Origin of the sequence: Paenibacillus tabacirhizosphaerae, from assembly GCF_040812395.1 — a bacterium.
Taxonomy (GTDB): domain Bacteria; phylum Bacillota; class Bacilli; order Paenibacillales; family NBRC-103111; genus Paenibacillus_E.
On sequence record NZ_JBFNXH010000014.1, the window covers coordinates 21,838 to 41,568 of the forward strand.

General features: G+C 49.3%; 14 protein-coding genes. 9 read left to right on the forward strand and 5 right to left on the reverse strand.

Annotation, left to right across the window (positions count from 1 at the left end):
• Positions 1–101 precede the first annotated feature (101 nt).
• From ABRS97_RS21170 to ABRS97_RS21185, 4 genes are all read right to left on the reverse strand, one after another.
• On the reverse strand, positions 102–1,658 hold the full coding sequence (locus ABRS97_RS21170) for an ABC-F family ATP-binding cassette domain-containing protein (protein WP_367817282.1): 1,557 nt from the start codon (positions 1,656–1,658) through the stop codon (positions 102–104).
• Positions 1,659–1,820: 162 nt separating this feature from the next.
• A complete protein-coding gene (locus ABRS97_RS21175; protein WP_367817284.1) occupies positions 1,821–2,528 on the reverse strand; it encodes a cupin domain-containing protein in 708 nt (235 codons plus the stop codon).
• Positions 2,529–2,626: 98 nt separating this feature from the next.
• Positions 2,627–5,560: a DEAD/DEAH box helicase gene (locus tag ABRS97_RS21180; RefSeq protein ID WP_367817286.1), complete on the reverse strand. Its 2,934-nt coding sequence runs from the start codon at positions 5,558–5,560 to the stop codon at positions 2,627–2,629.
• Complete coding sequence (locus ABRS97_RS21185) at positions 5,557–7,113, reverse strand: SWIM zinc finger family protein (protein ID WP_367817288.1); 1,557 nt, start codon at positions 7,111–7,113, stop codon at positions 5,557–5,559. Before ABRS97_RS21185 ends, ABRS97_RS21180 begins: the two co-directional genes overlap by 4 nt.
• Before the next feature lie 305 nt (positions 7,114–7,418).
• Here ABRS97_RS21185 and ABRS97_RS21190 point away from each other — a divergent pair, with 305 nt between their 5' ends.
• Entirely contained in the window at positions 7,419–9,092 is a 1,674-nt protein-coding gene (locus ABRS97_RS21190) for an ABC transporter substrate-binding protein (protein ID WP_367817290.1), read from the forward strand.
• A 65-nt stretch (positions 9,093–9,157) separates the two neighbouring features.
• Here ABRS97_RS21190 and ABRS97_RS21195 read toward each other — a convergent pair whose 3' ends face one another.
• Complete coding sequence (locus ABRS97_RS21195; RefSeq protein WP_367817292.1) at positions 9,158–9,958, reverse strand: PaaX family transcriptional regulator C-terminal domain-containing protein; 801 nt, start codon at positions 9,956–9,958, stop codon at positions 9,158–9,160.
• 193 nt (positions 9,959–10,151) lie between these two features.
• On the opposite strand from ABRS97_RS21195, the gene ABRS97_RS21200 reads away from it, so the two are divergent.
• From ABRS97_RS21200 to ABRS97_RS21235, 8 genes are all read left to right on the forward strand, one after another.
• Positions 10,152–11,078 (forward strand): acyltransferase, encoded by a 927-nt coding sequence (locus ABRS97_RS21200; RefSeq protein ID WP_367817294.1) that lies wholly within the window; start codon positions 10,152–10,154, stop codon positions 11,076–11,078.
• 18 nt (positions 11,079–11,096) lie between these two features.
• On the forward strand, positions 11,097–12,353 hold the full coding sequence (locus ABRS97_RS21205; protein ID WP_367817296.1) for a glycosyltransferase family 28 protein: 1,257 nt from the start codon (positions 11,097–11,099) through the stop codon (positions 12,351–12,353).
• Complete coding sequence (locus tag ABRS97_RS21210) at positions 12,293–13,573, forward strand: MFS transporter (protein ID WP_367817297.1); 1,281 nt, start codon at positions 12,293–12,295, stop codon at positions 13,571–13,573. The genes ABRS97_RS21205 and ABRS97_RS21210 overlap by 61 nt, the downstream gene beginning before the upstream one ends.
• 21 nt (positions 13,574–13,594) lie before the next feature.
• The gene (locus tag ABRS97_RS21215) at positions 13,595–15,826 is read left to right on the forward strand and encodes a prenyltransferase/squalene oxidase repeat-containing protein (RefSeq protein WP_367817298.1); all 2,232 of its coding nucleotides are present in this window, start codon (positions 13,595–13,597) and stop codon (positions 15,824–15,826) included.
• A gap of 25 nt (positions 15,827–15,851) precedes the next feature.
• Positions 15,852–16,433, forward strand: coding sequence for a chorismate--pyruvate lyase family protein (locus tag ABRS97_RS21220; protein WP_367817300.1), 582 nt, complete (start codon positions 15,852–15,854; stop codon positions 16,431–16,433).
• 14 nt (positions 16,434–16,447) lie between these two features.
• Positions 16,448–17,458 (forward strand): dTDP-glucose 4,6-dehydratase, encoded by a 1,011-nt coding sequence (gene rfbB, locus ABRS97_RS21225; RefSeq protein WP_367817302.1) that lies wholly within the window; start codon positions 16,448–16,450, stop codon positions 17,456–17,458.
• The gene (rfbA, locus tag ABRS97_RS21230) at positions 17,455–18,351 is read left to right on the forward strand and encodes a glucose-1-phosphate thymidylyltransferase RfbA (protein ID WP_367817304.1); all 897 of its coding nucleotides are present in this window, start codon (positions 17,455–17,457) and stop codon (positions 18,349–18,351) included. The genes rfbB and rfbA overlap by 4 nt, the downstream gene beginning before the upstream one ends.
• A gap of 63 nt (positions 18,352–18,414) precedes the next feature.
• A complete protein-coding gene (locus tag ABRS97_RS21235; RefSeq protein WP_367817306.1) occupies positions 18,415–19,626 on the forward strand; it encodes an MFS transporter in 1,212 nt (403 codons plus the stop codon).
• The last annotated feature ends 105 nt before the right edge of the window (positions 19,627–19,731 follow it).

Genomic DNA, 19,731 nt, shown 5'->3' on the forward strand with positions numbered 1-19,731 from the left:
CGTTCTCGTTTATTCAAAATTTCTTAAGCTAAATGCCAAAAGCGAATAAAGCCTGTCTAAACGCAAACGATTAGACAGGCTGGATAAACTCAAACCTCTTTTTAAAATACTTTTGTTGTCCAGGATTCACAATTCCATGTGTCTGTTACGACATCACGATAAAATTCCGGTTCATGGGAAATGAGCAGGATGCTGCCTTTATAGGCTTTGAGGGCGCGCTTCAGCTCATCCTTGGCATCCACGTCCAGGTGATTGGTAGGCTCATCGAGCACGAGCAGATTCGTTTCGCGATTGATCAGCTTACAGAGACGCACCTTTGCTTTCTCACCGCCACTCAACACGGCAATCTTGCTCTCGATATGCTTGGTTGTGAGTCCACATTTGGCAAGAGCCGCGCGTACTTCGAATTGCGAGTAGGAAGGGAATTCGTTCCATACTTCCTCGATGCAGGAATTGTAATTGGCATCCTTCATTTCCTGTTGGAAATAGCCGATATGCTGGTTTTCACCTAGCTGTACGGAGCCGGAAAGCGCCTTGATCTCACCCAAAATACTCCGCAACAGCGTCGTTTTACCGATCCCGTTGGCACCGACTAGAGCGATCTTCTGACCGCGCTCCATTCGGAGGTTAAGCGGTCTTGACAGCGGCTCTTCATACCCGATGACGAGATCCGTAGCTTCAAAAATCAGCTTGCCGGACGTTCTCGCCTCTTTGAAATTGAACTGCGGCTTCGGTTTTTCCTTCGCAAGCTCGATGACATCCATCTTGTCGAGCTTCTTTTGTCTGGACATCGCCATGTTCCGCGTCGCGACACTTGCTTTGTTCCGGGCTACGAAATCTTTCAAATCCGCAATTTCCTGCTGCTGGCGCTTGTACGCCGATTCAAGCTGCTGCTTTTTCATTTCATGGACTTGCATGAAATAATCGTAATCGCCAACATAGCGGTTAAGCTCCTGATTCTCCATATGGTAGATCAGGTTAATTACGCTGTTCAGGAATGGAATATCGTGCGAAATGAGAATGAAGGCATTCTCATATTCTTGCAGGTAACGTTTCAACCATTCGATATGCTGCTCATCGAGATAGTTCGTCGGCTCGTCAAGGAGGAGGATGTCCGGCTTTTCAAGCAGCAGTTTCGCCAGCAGTACCTTTGTCCGCTGGCCGCCGCTAAGCTCGTTTACGTCTTTATCCAGCCCGATATCAGTTAGTCCAAGACCTCGAGCCGTTTCTTCAATTTTGGCATCGATCATGTAGAAATCCTGATTCGTTAAGGTATCCTGAATCGTTCCGACATCTTCAAGGAGCGCCTCAAGTTCTTCCGGCGATACGTCGCCCATCTTGGCGTACATGTCGTTCATTTCTTGTTCCATATCGAACAGGTATTGAAAGGCTCCCTTCAAGACGTCGCGGATGGATAAACCTTTGCTCAGTACCGCGTGCTGATCGAGATAGCCAACGCGCATGCGTTTGGACCATTCGACTTTGCCGTCATCCGGTTGAAGCTTGCCTGTAATAATGTTCATAAATGTGGACTTACCCTCGCCATTAGCCCCAATAAGCCCGATGTGCTCGCCTTTGAGGAGGCGGAAGGATACGTCGTTGAAGATCGCGCGATCTCCGAAACCATGACTTAATCGTTCTACGTTTAATATACTCATGCATGACACCTTTTCTTTTAAACTTTTTACTCGTTTTATTATAAGCGCTAAGGTGCAGACAACTCAATCGTAAAAATGTTGAAGCGCGGAACCCGGCAACCTACAAACGAAATACCCCCCTAGCAGCTCAGACAAAGGACTCGAGCTGCTAGGGGGGTAAATTCAGCGATGCGATTGTTGATACGGATAACCGGGATAGGGAAGAGGGCGCTGCGACTGCGAGCCAAAACTTTGATTCTGATAGTAAGGCGCTTGATGGATCGGATCCCGTTGCATTTCTCGCACTGGCTGTGCGCTTTGCTGCCTGTCGTGCGGTTCAAAGCGAGTTTGCTTGTTTTTGCAGTTGCTTGGCGGCCCAATGACGACGGTTTCTGTAATTGGAGCAAAGGCTTGTTTGACAGCCGCTTCATTGAGGCAATAGGTATGGGCTAATACACTGGCCGGTGTCAGCCTGAAAATATCGGATCCAAAGATGGCTTCAGGCACAGGCGCATCAAAGATGGCGAGCAGATGGGTATCATCTACAGAGGCAATCTCATAATGCCACCACCCTTGGGGTACATTCGCAACTTGCCCGGGAGTTATCGGGAAGTTGAGAAGCTCTTTTGTAAATGGATTGATTAACGAGACAACAGCGGCGCCGGCAATACAATAAACGAGCTCAGAGGCATTTTGATGGATATGAGGTTCGACTACCCCGCCAGTGCTTAAGTAAATATCCAGTAATGAGGTGTTGCCTAATGTGTTGAGTTGGTGAATGGACAGCTCATTAATCGTATTTCGGTTATTTTTCTTGTAAAACACCGTATTGTTCAAATCATATGTGAACTGCGCGTTTGGTGAGGTGTAATCCATATAGGAAGTCGCCATGCGGAAATTCCTGCCCTTCAGATGAAATTAGAATCCAATAAGGTATCCTATGTGTTCGCCTATAGAAGGGTGTTTGTGAAACTTGGATTAAGATGAACTTACCATGTTTGACGCAGCGTAAACAAATCGCGCAGCTCCTCGTTCGAGAGTTCCGTAATCCAGCCTTCAGAGGTTGAGATGACGTTCTCACTGAGGCTCATCTTGCTTTCAAGCATCTCGTCAATCCGCTCCTCCAAGGTGCCAAGAGAGATGTACTTATGCACTTGTACATTGCGAGTTTGTCCCATCCGGTAGGCACGATCTGTGGCCTGATTCTCTACGGCAGGGTTCCACCAGCGGTCGAAATGAAAGACATGGTTGGCTGCGGTCAAATTGAGTCCGACCCCGCCAGCTTTCAGCGATAACACAAAAATTCCGGGACTCGAAGCTTCTGATGACTGGAATGTATCAATCATCTTGTCGCGTTCTGTTTTAGGCGTGCTGCCGTTGAGGTACAGCACATTCTCGCCTCGATGGGCTTGCAAAATGTCAGCAATGAGACGACCCATGCCAACGTATTGAGTGAAAATCAGGCAGGAATCGCCTTCGTCCCGAAGCTCGCTGACCATTGCAACTAAACGCTCCAGCTTTGCTGATCTTGTGATGAATGCTTCTCGATTGTCTTCGGATCGCAAAGCGTCCTCCGATAGGCCTGCCTCCTTCGTGAGCAGCACAGGATGGTTGCAAAGCTGTTTCAGCTGGGTTAAGGCAGCTAGAATCGCGCCTTTGCGCTCCATGCCTTCCAGCTTTTGCATACGGGCCATGAGGTCCTTGACGGCCTGCTCATAGAGCGCTCCTTGCTCGGCGGTCAAGTTGATATAGACTTTCATCTCCAGCTTATCCGGCAAATCGAGCTGAATCGCGGGATCTTTCTTTTTTCTGCGCAGCATAAAAGGCTTGACCAGCTTCTGGAGCTGCGCGGTTCGCTCCTCGTCATGGTGCTTCTCAATCGGATTCGCGAACCGATGCTGAAACCCGCGCTGGTTCCCCAGGTAACCGGGATTAAGGAAATCATAAATCGACCAGAGCTCGGAAAGACGGTTCTCAATGGGTGTTCCTGTCAACGCTATGCGGTGCTTTGCCTGGAAGGATCGTACAGCGCCCGATTGCTTGTTTTGGGCATTCTTGATGTTCTGGGCTTCGTCCAGACAGAGGGAGCTCCACATGATTTCTTGTAGGTTGTCTTGATCTAGCAGTGCCGTCGTATAAGAGGTAATCACAACATCCACATCTGACAAAGCCGCTGTGAAAGGCTCGCCGCTTAAGCGTCCCTTGCCATAATGAAGATGAACCCTCAAGTCGGGAGCGAAGCGGGCGATTTCCTTCTGCCAGTTGCCCAGTACGGATGTGGGGCAGACGAGCAGGGCAGGATGCTCCGATTCTTCGCGATGATGCAGTAAGTAGGTGATGAATTGTATCGTTTTCCCAAGGCCCATGTCATCGGCTAAACAGGCGCCAAGCCCGTTTTGTCTCAGGAAGCTCAACCACGTGAACCCTTCCACTTGATAGCCGCGCAGTTCCGCATGAAGCCCTTTGGGTACGTCAAGCACTTTCAATTCCGAAGGCTGTCCAAGCTGACGCAGCAGCGCTAACAGGTGAGCATTCAGTTCGACTTCCAGTTTCAGCCGTTGCTCGCTTTCAGCATCTTCTTCCTCGGATGGGTTATCGTTCAGCGGCTTGCTTTTCTCCAGTTCAGTTAATAAATGCAGTTGAATAACATCCTGTAAGGACAAGCCATCTTCCGGATTCACGCTTGCCATGAGCTTACGGATCTGCTCCATGAGAGCCGGATCCAAGTAAACCCATTGTCCGCGAAAGCGAATAAGCCGTTCATTGCGGCTGAGCAGACTCGCGAATTCGGCTTCGCTCAGGTCCGTATCGCCAATGGCAATGCGCCAGTCGAAGTCTACCAAAGCGTTCAGGCCAAAGAGCGACTGGTTTTTCCCGCCGGCGCCTGGGGATACCCGCGCGCTTAACCGCGGTTTGCGTTTCGAAGCCGCTTCCCACCAGCTGGGCAGCATGACACTCCAGCCGTCGTTCAACAATTGGCGGCTTGCTGTTGTCAGGAATGTCCAAGCGGCTTCGTCGCTTAATGGCTTGGCAAAGAGCTCGCCACCGCTGTTCCAGTCAGGCAGGACCGCCTGTAGTCTAGTTGCCCAGCCCAGAGAACGCTCCTGAATATATGGACTCCAATCAGCAGCCCAAGTGCCGGAAGCCAGCCCGGAAGCGGTAAGGCGAATCGGCTTGAGTACCGCTGCTTCATGCTTATCCTGAAGTACCAAGCGTAGCCGCCAGTTTTCTTCGATCTCATCAGGCTCCATCAACTGCAGAGCAGGGCGGAAGGGAGCCATATCAGGCCGCCAGCCCAGTGCAACGAGCCATTCTTCTTCCGAGTAGGCGTCAGACGATAGGGCCGCTGCCGCTTTTGCCTCCTGGAATAACGCAGGATATTCCCGGCGAAGATCCGAAAGGGCCGCATCACTTGCATAATGCTCCGCTGAAACCACAGCGGAGAAGGCGGCGCGCAATCCTGATAGATCTTCGCCTAAACCAGCCGAGCTGCTTACCTTTTCCCAATCAAGCTTCTGCAGAGCATCCGACTCGGCATCCCAAGTCCATTGCAGCTTGCCATTTCGGAAAGCTTGGTAGCTTGGCGCGTAACGACCTTCTATTGCTTCTTGATAGAGTACTTTCGCAACCTGGAGTATAGTCTTAGCCGCTTCGTTGCCGCCAGCCCAGCTAAGGACGTCCATGAATAGCGGCTCAGCAAAGAAAGGGAGCACCATCTCCGCTGGCAGGATCGTGACTGTGATTTCACCCGCTTGCTGCACGTCCAGTACGGTTCCATAGAAGGATGGCTCGTGCCACGCGAACAAAACCTTTCGGAATTTATCGCCTGATACATCGCGTCCGTCCTGTTGTCCCCAAAGTAATGCATCTCCGCTCTCGGTTAAATTTACAAATAACGTCATCTCATACAAAAGTGCGTTCATGCTAACAGCTTTCCTTTCTTCAGCTCTTCATGCAGCGCTCGCAGACGGCTATGGCGTTCCGCAAAGCCTGCCAAGAAGATTTCCCAGCGCCCGGCTTGCTTCATCCTTTTATATACCTTCTCCAGTCGTTTAAGCAGCTTGACCGCCAATTTATAATCATGCCTGTTTTTTAAGGAAACATAATGGTCCACAGCTTGATGGTAGTAGGGGAGAAGCAAGTGTGGAGATTCTTTTTCGATTGGCTGCAAAACGCTAACCCGATGGTAGAGCGGATCATGTCCTTGGACGATTTGCATCTCTACCCAAATCTTCCATTTTCTTTGTTCGTACACCAATTCCTCAATGGGCTTCAAAGAATGAGGAAGCATCTCCTCCAGAATCCGCCATAAGATTTCCTCCGCCTCAGGAAAGTGTTCAATGACCCTTTTCCAATAACCCAAGTAAGCATTGAGGTCATTCGCCTTTTTGCCAGAGAAATAAGGTGCCGAGTTTTGTAACCAATACAGGAGATCTTCCCCATTTTGAGTTTCATCGAGATGGTCAAGGAAAGGCATAAACAGAGCAACCGGCGCTTCTTTCAATGTACCGCTCTCTTCTAAAGCCTTCCAAGCATCCCTGCTCCTGGACGCTTGCAAATGCATGAATGCCATAGCGGCTTTAAGCGAAGGGGAAGAAGAGTCACTTAACAACTGTTTCAGAGCGTCCATTTCGACTGTTAGCCATTGTTCAACTTCGGGATGACCGGTTACCCCTATTTTCCACAGCTTCGTATATACGCCATAACTCTGGTACGTATGCCGTAATTCTTCAGCCATTTGCTGTCTTAAATAGCTTAACGTTTGTGCGAAGCGCTCACTTGACTGAGTCAAACGGAATGCAGCTGAATGTTGTTTCAGCCAAGCTTGAATCTCATCGTATAACCGGTACACAAAGGAAGAGGAAAAGTAACTTACGCCACCTTGTGCGTGCTGCTCTTTTATTTTCCTAAGGATAAATAACTCTTGATGCAGATCAAAATAGATGCGGTCGGTATCCGTAAAAGGAAGCGAGATCTTCCGAAGGGATTGCAAATGATTGCGCAGCATATCCGAATAATAGCCTTGATCATAGGAAGGCTTAATGGAGGACGTGAAAATATGCAAAAATTGGTGCCAGCCGGTTACATCCTTAGCAGGTAATTGCATGAGATCCTGCTCCGCGGTGGAAATAGTTGTGGATCTTTTGAGATAATGTTTGGCGTTTACAATTTGTGAAACGGGGTAACCCATCCGATCTGCAAGTTCCATCAACACGGCTGCCATGTGTTTGCATGAGGTGTGGACCGGACACGAACAGCGGCTTGACTGAATCTTCTCCAAAGTGAGAGTGATGCTATAGTCCTCCGAACCGTCTACTTTCGCTAGAACTGTTCGGTTATCTGACAGGGACAGCGAGGCTACCCGTTGTTGTTTATAGTAAGTAAACCCTCGGCTGAGTGTAACTTCATTGAAGGTTACTGATATGGCTTCAAGCAGCTTCAGCCATTGTTCATCGTTTAATACGGGAAGAGTCATTGGAACGCTCCTTGGTAAAAATGAAAGAATGCTAACACATCTATTATAGTGCCGGAAGTCAATAAATACGATAGGTTCCAATATTTCAATTGACAGATAGAAGGACGAGTGGTAAATTTTAGGATAATTCATATATAAATCATAGGAATAATACGAATTAACCTATATCAACACGAAGCGTTGCAAGGAGAACGAAGTTAAGAGGAGGGAGGCGCCGAAGGGAGGAAAAACCTCAGCTTTTCATATTTTTTTGGCTTGATCATCAAATATAGAACATTTAACCTCAGAAGGAGTGATTGATTGTAATGAGATTTTTTAAGCGGTCATACCGATCCACCTTATTTTCTGTTTTCATAGCACTGGTGCTTCTCCTTTCGGCTTGCGCTTCGTCGATTTCCACTCCGCCGGCAACGCCGACGGCCGCAGCTTCTCCGCCTGCTGCGGAAGCTGCGAAGGGACAGAGCGGCAACGCCCAAGCAGAAAAAATTCTCTACGTCGCCACAGTGAATCCGCCCGCAAGCGTCAACCAAATAAACACTCAAAGCGACGGAGCATCCGCTGTCGTTTACAGCTTGTATAACGATTCATTAATGGATGTTAATGATAAGCTTGAGTTTTTACCGAAAATCGCCCAGTCCGTTGAAACGAAAGACAACCAGACGTATACCGTCAAATTGAACCCTGCAGCCAAGTGGAACGACGGTCAGCCTTTCACGGCGGCAGATGTTGAATTTACATTGAGAACCGCCTTGCATGCGAAGGTCGACACCAATTTTACCTTCAATTTTATTGAAGGCTTGAATGCCGCAGGAAAGCTGGACGAGGGTAAAACAGACATTAGCGGCCTGAACATCATCGATGACAAAACCTTTGAAATCCGAACGAAGACGCCCGTCGATCCGCTCGTGTTCAAAGAACGGTTCGCGACGAAGATTTATTTTCTGCCTAAGCACATTTTGAAGGATATCCCGCCTGAGCAAATCAATACAAACCCATACTTTCAAAATCCGGAAGTGACAATCGGCGCATTTAAATTGAGTAAATTCGTCAAAGGTTCCTACACAGAACTTTCGAAAAACACGAATTATTATTTAGGCGTGCCTAAGCTTGATAAAATTTTCGTTAAGGTACTGCCAGCCACAAACCTGGTCGCCCAACTTCAAACAGGCGAAATTCATATGAATTCCCTGCCTTTCGGACTTATTCCTATTACCGATTATGAGAAAGTGAAGGGTTTACCGAACATCGATGTGACAACGTCCGAACCTACGGAGCCCGTTGAACTGTTTTTCAATACGGAGAAAATTCCTGAAAAAGCTCGTCAGGCCATCGCCTATGCGCTTAATCGCAAACTTATTGTGGAACAGTTGTTGAAAGGGCAGGGAGAAGTCGTTGATGGGGCGTTGCCCCCCACGCATCCCTATGCCAATACAAAGATTGAATCGTATACTTACGATCCTGAAAAAGCGAAGAAGCTGCTGCAGGAAGCAAAGTGGGACTTCAGCAAGCCGCTTGTATTCTTAATTCCCGTCGGCAATAAGATTCGTGAGCAGGCAGCAGATATTTTGGCACAAAATTTGGAGGCGGTAGGTCTGAAAATTGAGGTGCAGAAATACGATTTCCCGACGCTGATTCAAAAAGTCCGTAAAGTTGAGTTTGATTTAACGATCTTTAACCGCGGGTTCTACGTGGAACCAAGCTCGTATTTCACATTTTTCAAAAGTGATGGTCCGAACAACTGGTTCAAATACAAGAACCCGCTTGCCGACGATTTAATCCTCAAAGGCGAAACGGAGGTCATTCCGAATAAGCGGAAAGAAATTTACAATCAGCTTCAGGAAGTGCTTCATAACGACTTGCCTGCGCTAGGTATATATTCCGAGAGGAGATTGCAGGCGGTTAACAAACAAGTCATCGGCGGTAAACCGCTGCGAATCGGCATGTTCAATAATGTCCAAGAGTGGGATATCCAACAATAATTAAAAACATCAAGAAGCAAGAAGCCCTCCATGATAAGCACGGAGGGCTTCTTGACGCTATGGAATCAGGAAGTGGGTAAGATCAGGGAGAGCAGCTCGGTGTCTTCCTGCAGGTGTGGAATCAGCTGTTGCAGATACTGGTTGTATGCATCCCAAGCCAGCTTCATCGCCCAGTCGCCGGGCAGAAGGTCTTGGGGAAGAAAGGGATCTTCCAGCAATATTTCGCCAAAAGCTTCGCCTAGCTCTAAAATTTCAAGCAATATTTTCCAAGCAGAACTTGAAGATTCATGCTCTAACGTTAGGCTCAATTGATTTTGCTTAGTAGCGGCCCATGCAATAAATTTCTCGTATTTTTCTTGAATGGCGAGGATCGGCCATATGTGCAGCGCTTGCGATGGCGTGACACCGCCAAAATCCATATCGCCATGGACCATGCGGATCATGGATTCTAATTCGTGCCGCTCAGCGAACGCGAGAACGGCTTCTTGCCGGTTAAAGGGACAAATGAACACGCCATCATACAGAAGTCCGTATCCGATGCCAACCAGCTCACGGCGGAACGCATTGCGGAGCGATCGCTGCTGCTCAGGGAAGCTGAACATAACAAGATGCCAGCGCCCATCCCAAGGTTGTTCGCCGCCGTTCATTTTGATTTGCAGACTTAAGATGACGTGCAACCCAGCATCCGTAATCGTGTAGGTGCGATCTTCTGCGGTTATATAGCCCTTTTGCTTCAAGGAAGAAAGCGTGTTGCGGATAATCTGTTCGCTTTTCCCGCGTTCTTTATAAATATGAATCATTTCGGAAGTTGTCATTTCGCGTCGATGCCGAATCATATACAGAATTTGTTTTTCTAAAGACAACATGGAGGACACCTCAGCCTATGGGGGATCTACGAATCATTATAACCTAATCGGCTTAACAGCGACACTATTGGAAAGAGTGAACATTTTTTGTGCATAGAAACTATAACATAATTATTGACTATCGCATTTTATAATGTTATGTTTTTTATCACATACAGAATTAACCAACAATGCGAGGAGGAGGAGAGGAGGCATGAATAAACACGTTTCCACATGGGTTGAACCTACCGTTATTGTGGTAAGCTCCTACATCAATGATCGTTGCAGTTGGATTCGCAGAGGCACGCGTATTGCCCATTCCCGCATCAGTGGCGGCATCTTTATTGGATTTCAGTGCCAGCTGCTATATGCAGAGTTGTACGAGGCATCTATGCTGGGAGCCAAATGCCGATTGCTCGGCACGGAGGCGAATCCGATCTCTGTCGGAGCATATAGTTGGCTTGGCGCCGGCGTCACAGTGGACCCTGGCGTGCGGATTGGCGAAGGCGCAGTTGTCGGAGCCGGCAGCCACGTCACTGCGGATGTGCCGGACTATACGATTGCCGCGGGAAAGCCGGCAAAACTATTGAGAAAGCGCGAGGTGATCAAGGACGGTATACCGGAGTTCGCTGATTTCTTGGCATTCATTCGTCATCAACCCGTTACGACTCCTGCATATAACGAAGATGCTCAAATTGGCGAGGGGAATTTCATTACCGCGACGGTGCAATCGGGCGACCGCCTGCGAGTCGGACATCAATGTATGCTAATCGGACGGACGAATGCGGAAGGGAATGGCGGCATTCATGCAGGCGCCCATGTCGAGATTGGAGACCGCGTCATTCTTGAGGCTCTTGGAGGGATCCATATTGGGGATCATGTCCATATTGGCGATGACGTGCTTATGGTAACGACAACGCATGATTACGGCTTACTGAGCTTGCCGCAGCTGAGACAGCCAATCGTGATCGCGTCCAATGCGCGTATTGGCAATGAAAGTATCATCATAGGAGGTGTAACCATAGGCGAAGGGGCTACCGTTCTACCGGGGTCACTAGTTATAAAAAATGTAGGTCCTTACGAAACCGTGTCAGGCGTTCCAGCCAAAGCCGCGGTTCTTGAGGCCAGCCCTATCCAATAATAAACGGAGATGATGCATTTGCGAATAACCTTAATTCCTATTGTAACAGGTTCAGGCCATAATATGAGAATCTATGCTTTAGCCAAGGCGCTGCTGCGCTTAGATGCTTCCCTTGAAATCGAAGTTTACTTAGGTTCGCTGCAATCGATATTTACACCGCTTTTCGATGAAATTGGCGTGAAGGTCACGGATTTATCCCCGAAAAAAGCAGTTGATCACGCGAAGCACTCTCATTTATCCGACTATTTAGATTGGACTACTATGCTAGAGGGCTATCTTTCACCAACGTTTTATAATTCTCAGCGCATCCTGCGCTTAACCAATCTGTTGCTGCAATCAAGACCTGACGTTGTTGTGTCGGACTATGACTTCAGCGCGCTGGCCGCAGCGCAAATTGCCGGAATTCCCAGCGTGCTTGTGACTGAAAGGTACAACTTCACAATTACGAGCACTACCGATGAAGAGTTGCTGCAAGCAGGATTTCAAATCCATTCCGAAGAGCTTCAGCAGATTCGCACGGTATTGAACCAGCTATTCGACAATCTTACGCAGTCTGCTACCTATGTATTGACAGACAAACCCTACTTGGCACAAATCGACCAAGGTACGTTAGCCCATAAGCTCATTGATGAAGGCAAAATGCAGTTTGTCGGCCCCATGATCAGGCCCATCGACAAGGTGCTCAACCAACGCCAGGAGCGTGAGCAATTCGGCATCGGCGAGGATGACTTTCTGGTCATTGCCACAATGGGCGGCACCTCGATGTTCCGTGAAAATATGGTGGCTATGCAGGAAGCTTATTTACAAACATTTGCCCGCTTGAAACAGAAGATTCCACAAGCGAGAATAATTATCATCGCCCGCGAAAATATTGAGGTTCCGGAAGGCGTTGTCTGCGTAACCTACGTGCCCAATTGGATTCCGCTGCTCCGCTCAGCGGACGTCGTGCTGGCTCACCCGGGCTGGATCACGGTGACGGAGATTTCGGCACTGCGAATTCCAACGGTATTTCTGCTTAGTTCGCCAAAAGAATATCACGAGTTAGAAGCCTTCCGCCGTTTAGAACTGCTTGGATATGTTGTACAGCTAGGGCTGGATAGCGAGTCGTTGACGAGCAAGATTTTGCGGCTGAGCGATCCGCAAGAGGTCGAGAAGCTGGATGCGTCATACGCGAAGGTAGCCCCGGATACTGAAGGCGCGCAGCGCGCCGCCGAATGGATTCGGAAGGCGGCAAAGCAGGCAGCCGTTGCCTCGGCACAACCCGTGTCGCTGTAATGAATCCGGCTGCTCCGGTTCAAGAGGCTCGCATCACGGCCATTATGTTCGTGCTCATCTTCGCGATCGGCTGCGATACGTTCCTTGTCGCGCCATTCATACCGACGCTGGCCCATTCGTTCGGTGTCACAGAAGCCGCAGGCGGCCATTTTGTTCTCGCCTATGCGTTATCATACGCAGTTTCAGCAATCGTGCTAGGTCCGCTTTCCGATCGAATCGGACGCAGGCGTATGCTGCAAGGCGGTATTACTGCTTTTACGATCTTCACCACCTTATGCGGGCTATCCTGGAATTACGAGTCCATGCTTCTTTTTCGGGCTTTATCTGGTGTAGCGGCTGCGGCGGTGTCTCCGCAAGTTTGGGCTTCCATCGGCGATCTATTTCCTTATGAAAAGCGGGGAAAGGTGCTGGGAATCGTGACTTCGGCGCTTTCAATCTCGCAAATTCTCGGCGTGCCGCTGGCAGCACTCACTGCCTCGCTGTGGGGATGGCGTGCCTCCATCATCATTGTAGCGGCTGTTTCCTTAATGGGAGGCATCGCATTTATATTCGGTTTTCCGCGGTTGCAGCATGCTTTAACGAAAGGTGATGCGCAAGAATCCATTACTGCCGTCATTGTTTCTCGTTTAATGCGCGCCGTTCGGAATCGAAGCGCGTTAGTCGGACTAGGCGTCATGTTAGGCATGAGCATGGGAAGTCTCGGCATGTACACCTATATCGGGGTATATTTATCAGATTACTTCAATATGACATTGAGCGATATCGGCGTTTCTATTGTCGTAGTCGGACTAGGCAATTTAACCGGCAATCTGGCAGGCGGCTTTACATCCGACCAATGGGGGAAGCGTAAAACAGCTTTGATTTTTTTGCTGCTGATGGCAGCCAGCCTGTTTGCTTTGCCTTATGCCTCTGCATCTCTAGGGCTAGCCTTGATGTTTATTTTTGTTTGGCAGCTCAGCGGAGGCGCATCGCTTGTCGCGTTCAACGCGGTGCTCAGCGAACTTGATCCGTCCGTCCGCGGCACGGTGATGTCTTTAAACAATTCCGCTATGTATCTGGGAACCACGCTCGGCGTTGCAATCAACGGTTGGCTGTACCTGCAATTTGATTTTATGGGCATCGGCCTGTTTTGTGGTACGGCCATCTTGATTGCCGCTATCAGCATGTTTCTTTTGGGCAAGCGGCCAGCTGATCAGAAAACGCATATCGCATACAAATAAGCGGAAAAGGATAGGTGTGAGATGAGTGTAACGTTGCAAAGAGAGAGTCAATTGGACTATTTATGGAATGCGTTGGTTGATCATGCGCACGGAGGCGTACTCACAGCGGTAGACGCGAGCGGCGTTGATTTTATTTGCGATGACAAGCAGCTTGAGGATCAGGCATTGGCTGTCATTGCGCTCACTCATTCTAGCATTCATTTGGAGAAAACCGCGTCTTTGGTTCAAAGCTTATCCAAGCTCAAAGACCCTGATTATGCAGGGTATGTCGAGCTGACGGATCGTTACTGGAGACCCCATGCCCCAGGCTACGTCAAAACGGTCAGTCATCAGCTGCTTGCTTCGCTTGCTTTCCTGGAGTATGGATCCAAAGCTAAACAGACGGATCGCGTGCAAGAAGGCTTGCTTTTATTAGAGAAGATTCTGGACGCCCTTCGGGAACATCGCTTTGCCCGATTGCTGGACAGAGACTGGAGCCGACCGCTTGATGACAAGCGCGATTTGAAAACAGCCGCGCTTGCTGTACTTGCGCTGGAAAAGGCAGAAAATCTGCATCCGCATCTGGATTTAGGCGCGTACTGGGACCAGTTGCTGCCCAACCTGCAATTGTTCCTGGATGATACGCATGGCGGCGCGCACGATAAGCTGACCGCTGAGGGAAATCCGATTCTGCTCGGCGGCAAACGGCTTGAATCGCAAGCATTAGCCGCTTTTGCGCTGGCGCGCTATGCGCGAAGCCATCAGAGGCCCGATCTGCTTCTCATAGCTGAACAGCTGATTGACTTCATTGCCAAGCATTTGCCGCACCCGATGTATGGCGGTTATTGGGATAGGTCGAGATCGGACGGGACCGTTCAAGTCGATGGCACTCAAGGGTATTTTGGCAGCGCATCGCCATTTCCTGTGCTTAAAGTAAGCGATCATGCGATCTTGCTGCTTGCTTTGCATGAAATTAGCCAGCAAAGCAATAAACCGGCGCATCAGGCTGTTGCGAAAACAGCACTCACCATTATTGATCTCTATACAGACAGAAGATCCGGCGGTGTGTTTCTCGGTCAAGGCAACTGGTTCTCAACGCCTGTTGATCCGACAGTTCCGCTAGGCAGGCATTTCTGGGTGCCGCCGCACACGCCAGGCGCGTTTCATGCCGGCAATTTTGCTTATGTGCCGCTGCAGCAAAAGCAAGCTTATACGCAAGCGTGGGTTGGACTCGCACTGGAAACGGCCGGTAATCCTTCGCTGGAGAAAGCTGCTTCCGAGAGTATCCGGAATACTGAGCCGCTCACGCTCCGGGAAGTGATCGTGGAAGAGAAGGCCAAAAGTTCCTTAACGTCTTTGACGGATCCGCGCATTGACATTCCAAGCTATATCAAATGGCTTAAATTGACGAAGAGCGGCGGAGGCTACGGCCTTACGCCATATCGGTCGCCGCTTGGGTTTCGCTCGGACCGATCCAGTCAAGTGTTCTCGACGCTTCATGTGCTCGCTGACTTCCATGTCCTGAAAGAAGAAATTCCGGATCAGGCATTTTTAGCCAGCACCATCCGCGTCTGCCAGAATCCGGATGGCGGCTTTGGCGAACAGCCAGGGCATCCGAGCGAATCGTTCACGACGTATTGCGGCGTCTTATCGCTCTATATTTTGGGCGAACTGCCTTCGCAGCCTGAGGCATGCATTACATACTTGCAGAGCTGTCAGAATCCGGACGGCGGCTTTGGCAATGCACCTGGTTATCGAAGCGACGTCTGGCATACCAATCTCTCCGTAGCAGCTCTTACCGCATTAGGCGCAGAACCGCTTGATAAAGCGGCAGCCGTTCGATTTATTGTTTCCTGCGCAGATGAGCAAGGAGCGTATGGCATTCATCCGGGCGCCCCAACGGAAACTTTTTCCGCGTACAGAGCAATCAGCTCCCTGTATCTCTTGGGTTATGAACCGCCGCATGCCGAGCTTACAGCCCAGTGGTTAAAGAGCTGCCAAACGAGCGAAGGCGGTTTCGTTTATCGTCCGGGCCGCGCCCGCAGCTTTGTTGGCAGCTATCATGCAATTGCAGCGCTTTATCTGCTGGGCGAGCTGCCGGATGATGCCGAAGCCTGCAAGTCATGGATGGCCGCCCACCAGAATCCGGACGGCGGCTTCGGCCGTCAGTTGGGCGGCGTTTCGGACACAACCGATGAGGGCTTCATTTGCCTTCATGCCGCTTATATGCTGGATGGCAAGCTTAGCCGCTATTGGACGGCAATCGTTTCATAAATATAGATTCAGGAGGGATCGGAAAATGAGAGCCAATACTGATTATTTGTTTGAATACCGAGGGAAATCAGGCAAATCCGTAGGCGGAAGATTCGAGGAGATCCTTCTTCAGAGCGACGGTTCGACCACGAAGATGCTGGAATTGATTGTAGGCGGCGAGGTTACAGTAAAGGTTCATGATCAAGGCTGGATATTTCGCAACGAATTACCGCCTGCCTATCATTTTCCGATTGAAGGCGCAGGGCCGTTCATCCGCAGAGTCACCTCGCTTTATTACCGGGATGAAGTGATTTCAACAAATCTGGTTTTCGGCAACCCGGAAGTGATCTCCAGCAAGCTGCAGGAGCAGCTTCAACAAGGGACAATACCTCTCGGCAAGCTGATCAAAGAAATGGAGTATCGGAGGCAAATCCTGTTCGCCGGTTACGAGGATTTTAACAAGGATCACACTGTGTTTCATCCTGCCGAGTTTTCCGAAACCGAATATCCATTGAAAAAATACGTGATGATTCGTGAAGGACAATGGTGGTTCTATATCACGGAAGTGTTTCATATGCACACGATTATGAAGTATATGGTGTCGGATCTGAATGAAAACATTATTTAAGGACGGTGAAACAGATGAGGTACTTGGTGACCGGCGGGGCGGGATTCATTGGCGCCAATTTTTTAAATCGGTTTGTGCGAGAGAATCCTCAGCATGAGTTTCTCAATGTGGATTTGCTAACCTACGCCGGGAATATTGGCAATTTGAAAGAAACGTCGCAGCTTCCCAATTATGTTTTCGAGGCTGCTGATATTGCCGATAAACACAGCGTGGAGGCGATTTTCCGCAACTATCACCCTGAGATTATCGTTCATTTTGCCGCTGAAAGCCACGTTGATCGCAGTATTGCGGATCCGGAGGCATTTGTGTGGACGAATGTTGTAGGCACATATCAACTGCTGGAACAGGCGCGGCGTCACTGGAAGCAGAATGGCAATCATTTGTTCCATCATGTCAGCACGGATGAAGTGTTTGGCACTCTGGGAAAGGAGGGATATTTCACTGAACGATCGCCCTATGCGCCGAATAGTCCATATTCCGCTTCGAAGGCAAGCAGCGATCATCTTGTAGGAGCTTATGCAAATACGTATGGTTTGCCGGTTACGGTGACGAATTGTTCCAACAATTACGGCCCCTTTCAACATGGCGAAAAACTGATTCCAACTGTGCTTCGCAAGCTGAGGCTGGGCGAACCCGTTCCCATCTACGGCATCGGGGGAAACGTCAGAGACTGGCTCTATGTCGAAGATCATTGCGAGGCCATCTGGAAAGTCATTCATGAGGGACGCAGAGGCGAAACGTATCTGATCGGAGGCAACAATGAGAAAACGAATCTTCAACTCGCGATTGAATTATGCGAACTCTTCGCCGAATTGACAGATCAAGATCCCCGGGCCTTAAAGAATCTGATCACCTTCGTTGCGGATCGCCCCGGTCATGATCTGCGTTATGCCATCGATGCGTCTAAAATCAGATCCGAGCTCGGATGGGAGCCGTCTGAGACGATCCAAACCGGACTGCGCAAAACAGTACAATGGTATTTAGCGAATCCGGACTATTTGCAAACGGAGGTGTTAGCAGGATGAAAGGCATTCTACTCGCCGGAGGACAAGGGTCCAGGCTGTATCCGATTACGAGCTCTGCCAGTAAGCATCTGGCTTGCATCTACGATAAGCCGATGATTTATTATCCGCTTTCTACGCTTATGCTTTCCGGTATTCGCGAGGTTGTCCTGATTTCGACACCGCACGATCTCCCCTTATTTCAAAGATTGCTCGGTGACGGTTCGCATCTGGGGATCAAGATTCATTTTGAAATTCAGGTGAAACCGGAAGGCATCGCGCAATCCTTTCTGATCGCTGAACCTTATATCAAGGGCGATTCCGTATGTCTCATACTGGGAGACAATATTTTCTACGGGAACGGATTCGAGAGCCAACTTCGGAATATGCATGAGAGAAGAGAAGGGGCTCATGTGTTAGGTTATTGGGTCAACGACCCCGAACGTTACGGGGTTATTGAGTTCGACGAAAACAAGCGAATTATCGGGATTGAAGAGAAACCTGATCGCCCAAAATCGAACTACGTGATTCCCGGATTGTATGTCTATGACAATAATGTCCTGGACATCGCTAAAAATCTGCTGCCTTCCGAACGAGGCGAACTGGAGATTACAGACATTAACAAGGTGTATTTGGAGCAAAAATTGCTGCAGGTAGAGCTAATTGGCAGGGGGATTGCCTGGTTGGATACCGGTACACCGGAAAGCTTGCTTGAAGCTTCCAGTTTCGTTGCGGCTATTGAGAAAAGACAAGGATTAAAGATAGCTTGTCTGGAGGAAATTGCTTATCGGATGGGCTACATTTCGCTATCCCAGTTGGAAGCGAATATTCAGCGGATGCCGAAAAGCGAGTATAAACAGTATTTGCAAAAGCTATTTCTTCATGAGTTCACCCCAAGCAGGCAAGTTGCCACCTGAATTTTCGGTTAACGGGCGGGATGAGTGGAGCACCACAATTTCAGATGAGGAGAGTTAATCACAATGGCTAAAGTGTTAAGCTTGTATTTCTTAATTATGTTTGTCATCGGGACGGATACGTTCCTAATATCCCCCTTGCTGCCGACACTACGAAACGAATTCGGGGTCAGCATTGAAGCATCGGGCTGGATGATGGGAGCTTATGCGCTGGGCTACGCATTGTTCGCGCTGATTGCAGGGCCGTTATCGGACGGTTGGAATCGCCGGAAGGTCATGTTTTACGGCATGCTGGGCTTTGCAGTATCGACCTTTTTGTGCGGCTTTGCCTTCGATTTCTGGTCTATGATTGCGTTCCGTGCATTAGCGGGCATTTGCGCAGCTTTCACGTCGCCACAAGTATGGGCGACCATTCCGATGCTGGTTCCGCCGAATAAGATTGTGAAATCGATGGGGATTGCAACCGCGGGGCTGGCTGTTTCGCAGACCCTGGGGGTTCCGATTGGCACCTATCTGGCTGTCGGATCCTGGAGCATGCCTTTCTTCATCATTGGCGGCTGCTCACTCATCCTGCTGCTGTTCATTGTAACGTTCGTGCCCGATTTTAAACCTGCCGTTTCAGGTAAACAGCCCTCCATTGCGGGACGCTACGCTGCTTTATTGAATGAAGGCAAGTCGCAGAAGTCGTTCTTTGCCTATTTTGCCTTCCAAACCGGTAATTTTGCCGCATTTACGTTTCTAGGCACGTGGCTCGCTGATAAATTTGGCATGAGCCTTACCCAAATTGGCGGGGTATTGATTTTCCTGGGACTGGGGAACATCGTCGGCAGCTTTTTTGGCAGCAATGTTGTGGCAAAGGTTGGCCGGCATATCGCGCTGCCGCTTGGCATCGTGCTCATGCTGGTTCTTTACGCAGGACTTAATTTTGCCTCCTCGTCGGTCATTGTGAAAGGCTCCTATTTCTTGATTTACATGGTTGCAGGTACGATCTTTCCGGTTATGATGTCGCTTCTTCAAACATTGTCGTCAACGGCGCGAGGGACGATCGCCTCGCTTTCCAATGCCGTCATGTATACGGCAACCACGATTGGGGCTTATGTGGCGGGACTTCTGTACGCTCACTTTAACGGATTTAGCGCGGTCATCGTGTTTACGGGAATCTGTTACTTGCTGTCCATTCTCCTGTGGGTGAGCAGTGGGGTCGCGAATGTTGATAAGCTGAATCAACAAGCAAAGGTTGCGCCCCAAAAACAAGAGGAAGCGCCGGCACGCTCTTAGTCGAACGGCAGGCGCTTGAATAGAAAACTTCAATTAGACATGGACGACAGGATCTATTATGATACTTATAATTCCAATGTGAATACAATGAATTATAAGTAGAAC

Coding starts and splice junctions, on each gene's coding strand:
- ABRS97_RS21170 (WP_367817282.1), bottom strand. CDS start 1,658: ATGAGTATATTAAACGTAGAACGATTAAGTCATGGTTTCGGAGATCGC.
- ABRS97_RS21175 (WP_367817284.1), bottom strand. CDS start 2,528: ATGGCGACTTCCTATATGGATTACACCTCACCAAACGCGCAGTTCACA.
- ABRS97_RS21180 (WP_367817286.1), bottom strand. CDS start 5,560: ATGAACGCACTTTTGTATGAGATGACGTTATTTGTAAATTTAACCGAG.
- ABRS97_RS21185 (WP_367817288.1), bottom strand. CDS start 7,113: ATGACTCTTCCCGTATTAAACGATGAACAATGGCTGAAGCTGCTTGAA.
- ABRS97_RS21190 (WP_367817290.1), top strand. CDS start 7,419: ATGAGATTTTTTAAGCGGTCATACCGATCCACCTTATTTTCTGTTTTC.
- ABRS97_RS21195 (WP_367817292.1), bottom strand. CDS start 9,958: ATGTTGTCTTTAGAAAAACAAATTCTGTATATGATTCGGCATCGACGC.
- ABRS97_RS21200 (WP_367817294.1), top strand. CDS start 10,152: ATGAATAAACACGTTTCCACATGGGTTGAACCTACCGTTATTGTGGTA.
- ABRS97_RS21210 (WP_367817297.1), top strand. CDS start 12,293: ATGGATTCGGAAGGCGGCAAAGCAGGCAGCCGTTGCCTCGGCACAACC.
- ABRS97_RS21215 (WP_367817298.1), top strand. CDS start 13,595: ATGAGTGTAACGTTGCAAAGAGAGAGTCAATTGGACTATTTATGGAAT.
- ABRS97_RS21220 (WP_367817300.1), top strand. CDS start 15,852: ATGAGAGCCAATACTGATTATTTGTTTGAATACCGAGGGAAATCAGGC.
- rfbB (WP_367817302.1), top strand. CDS start 16,448: ATGAGGTACTTGGTGACCGGCGGGGCGGGATTCATTGGCGCCAATTTT.
- rfbA (WP_367817304.1), top strand. CDS start 17,455: ATGAAAGGCATTCTACTCGCCGGAGGACAAGGGTCCAGGCTGTATCCG.
- ABRS97_RS21235 (WP_367817306.1), top strand. CDS start 18,415: ATGGCTAAAGTGTTAAGCTTGTATTTCTTAATTATGTTTGTCATCGGG.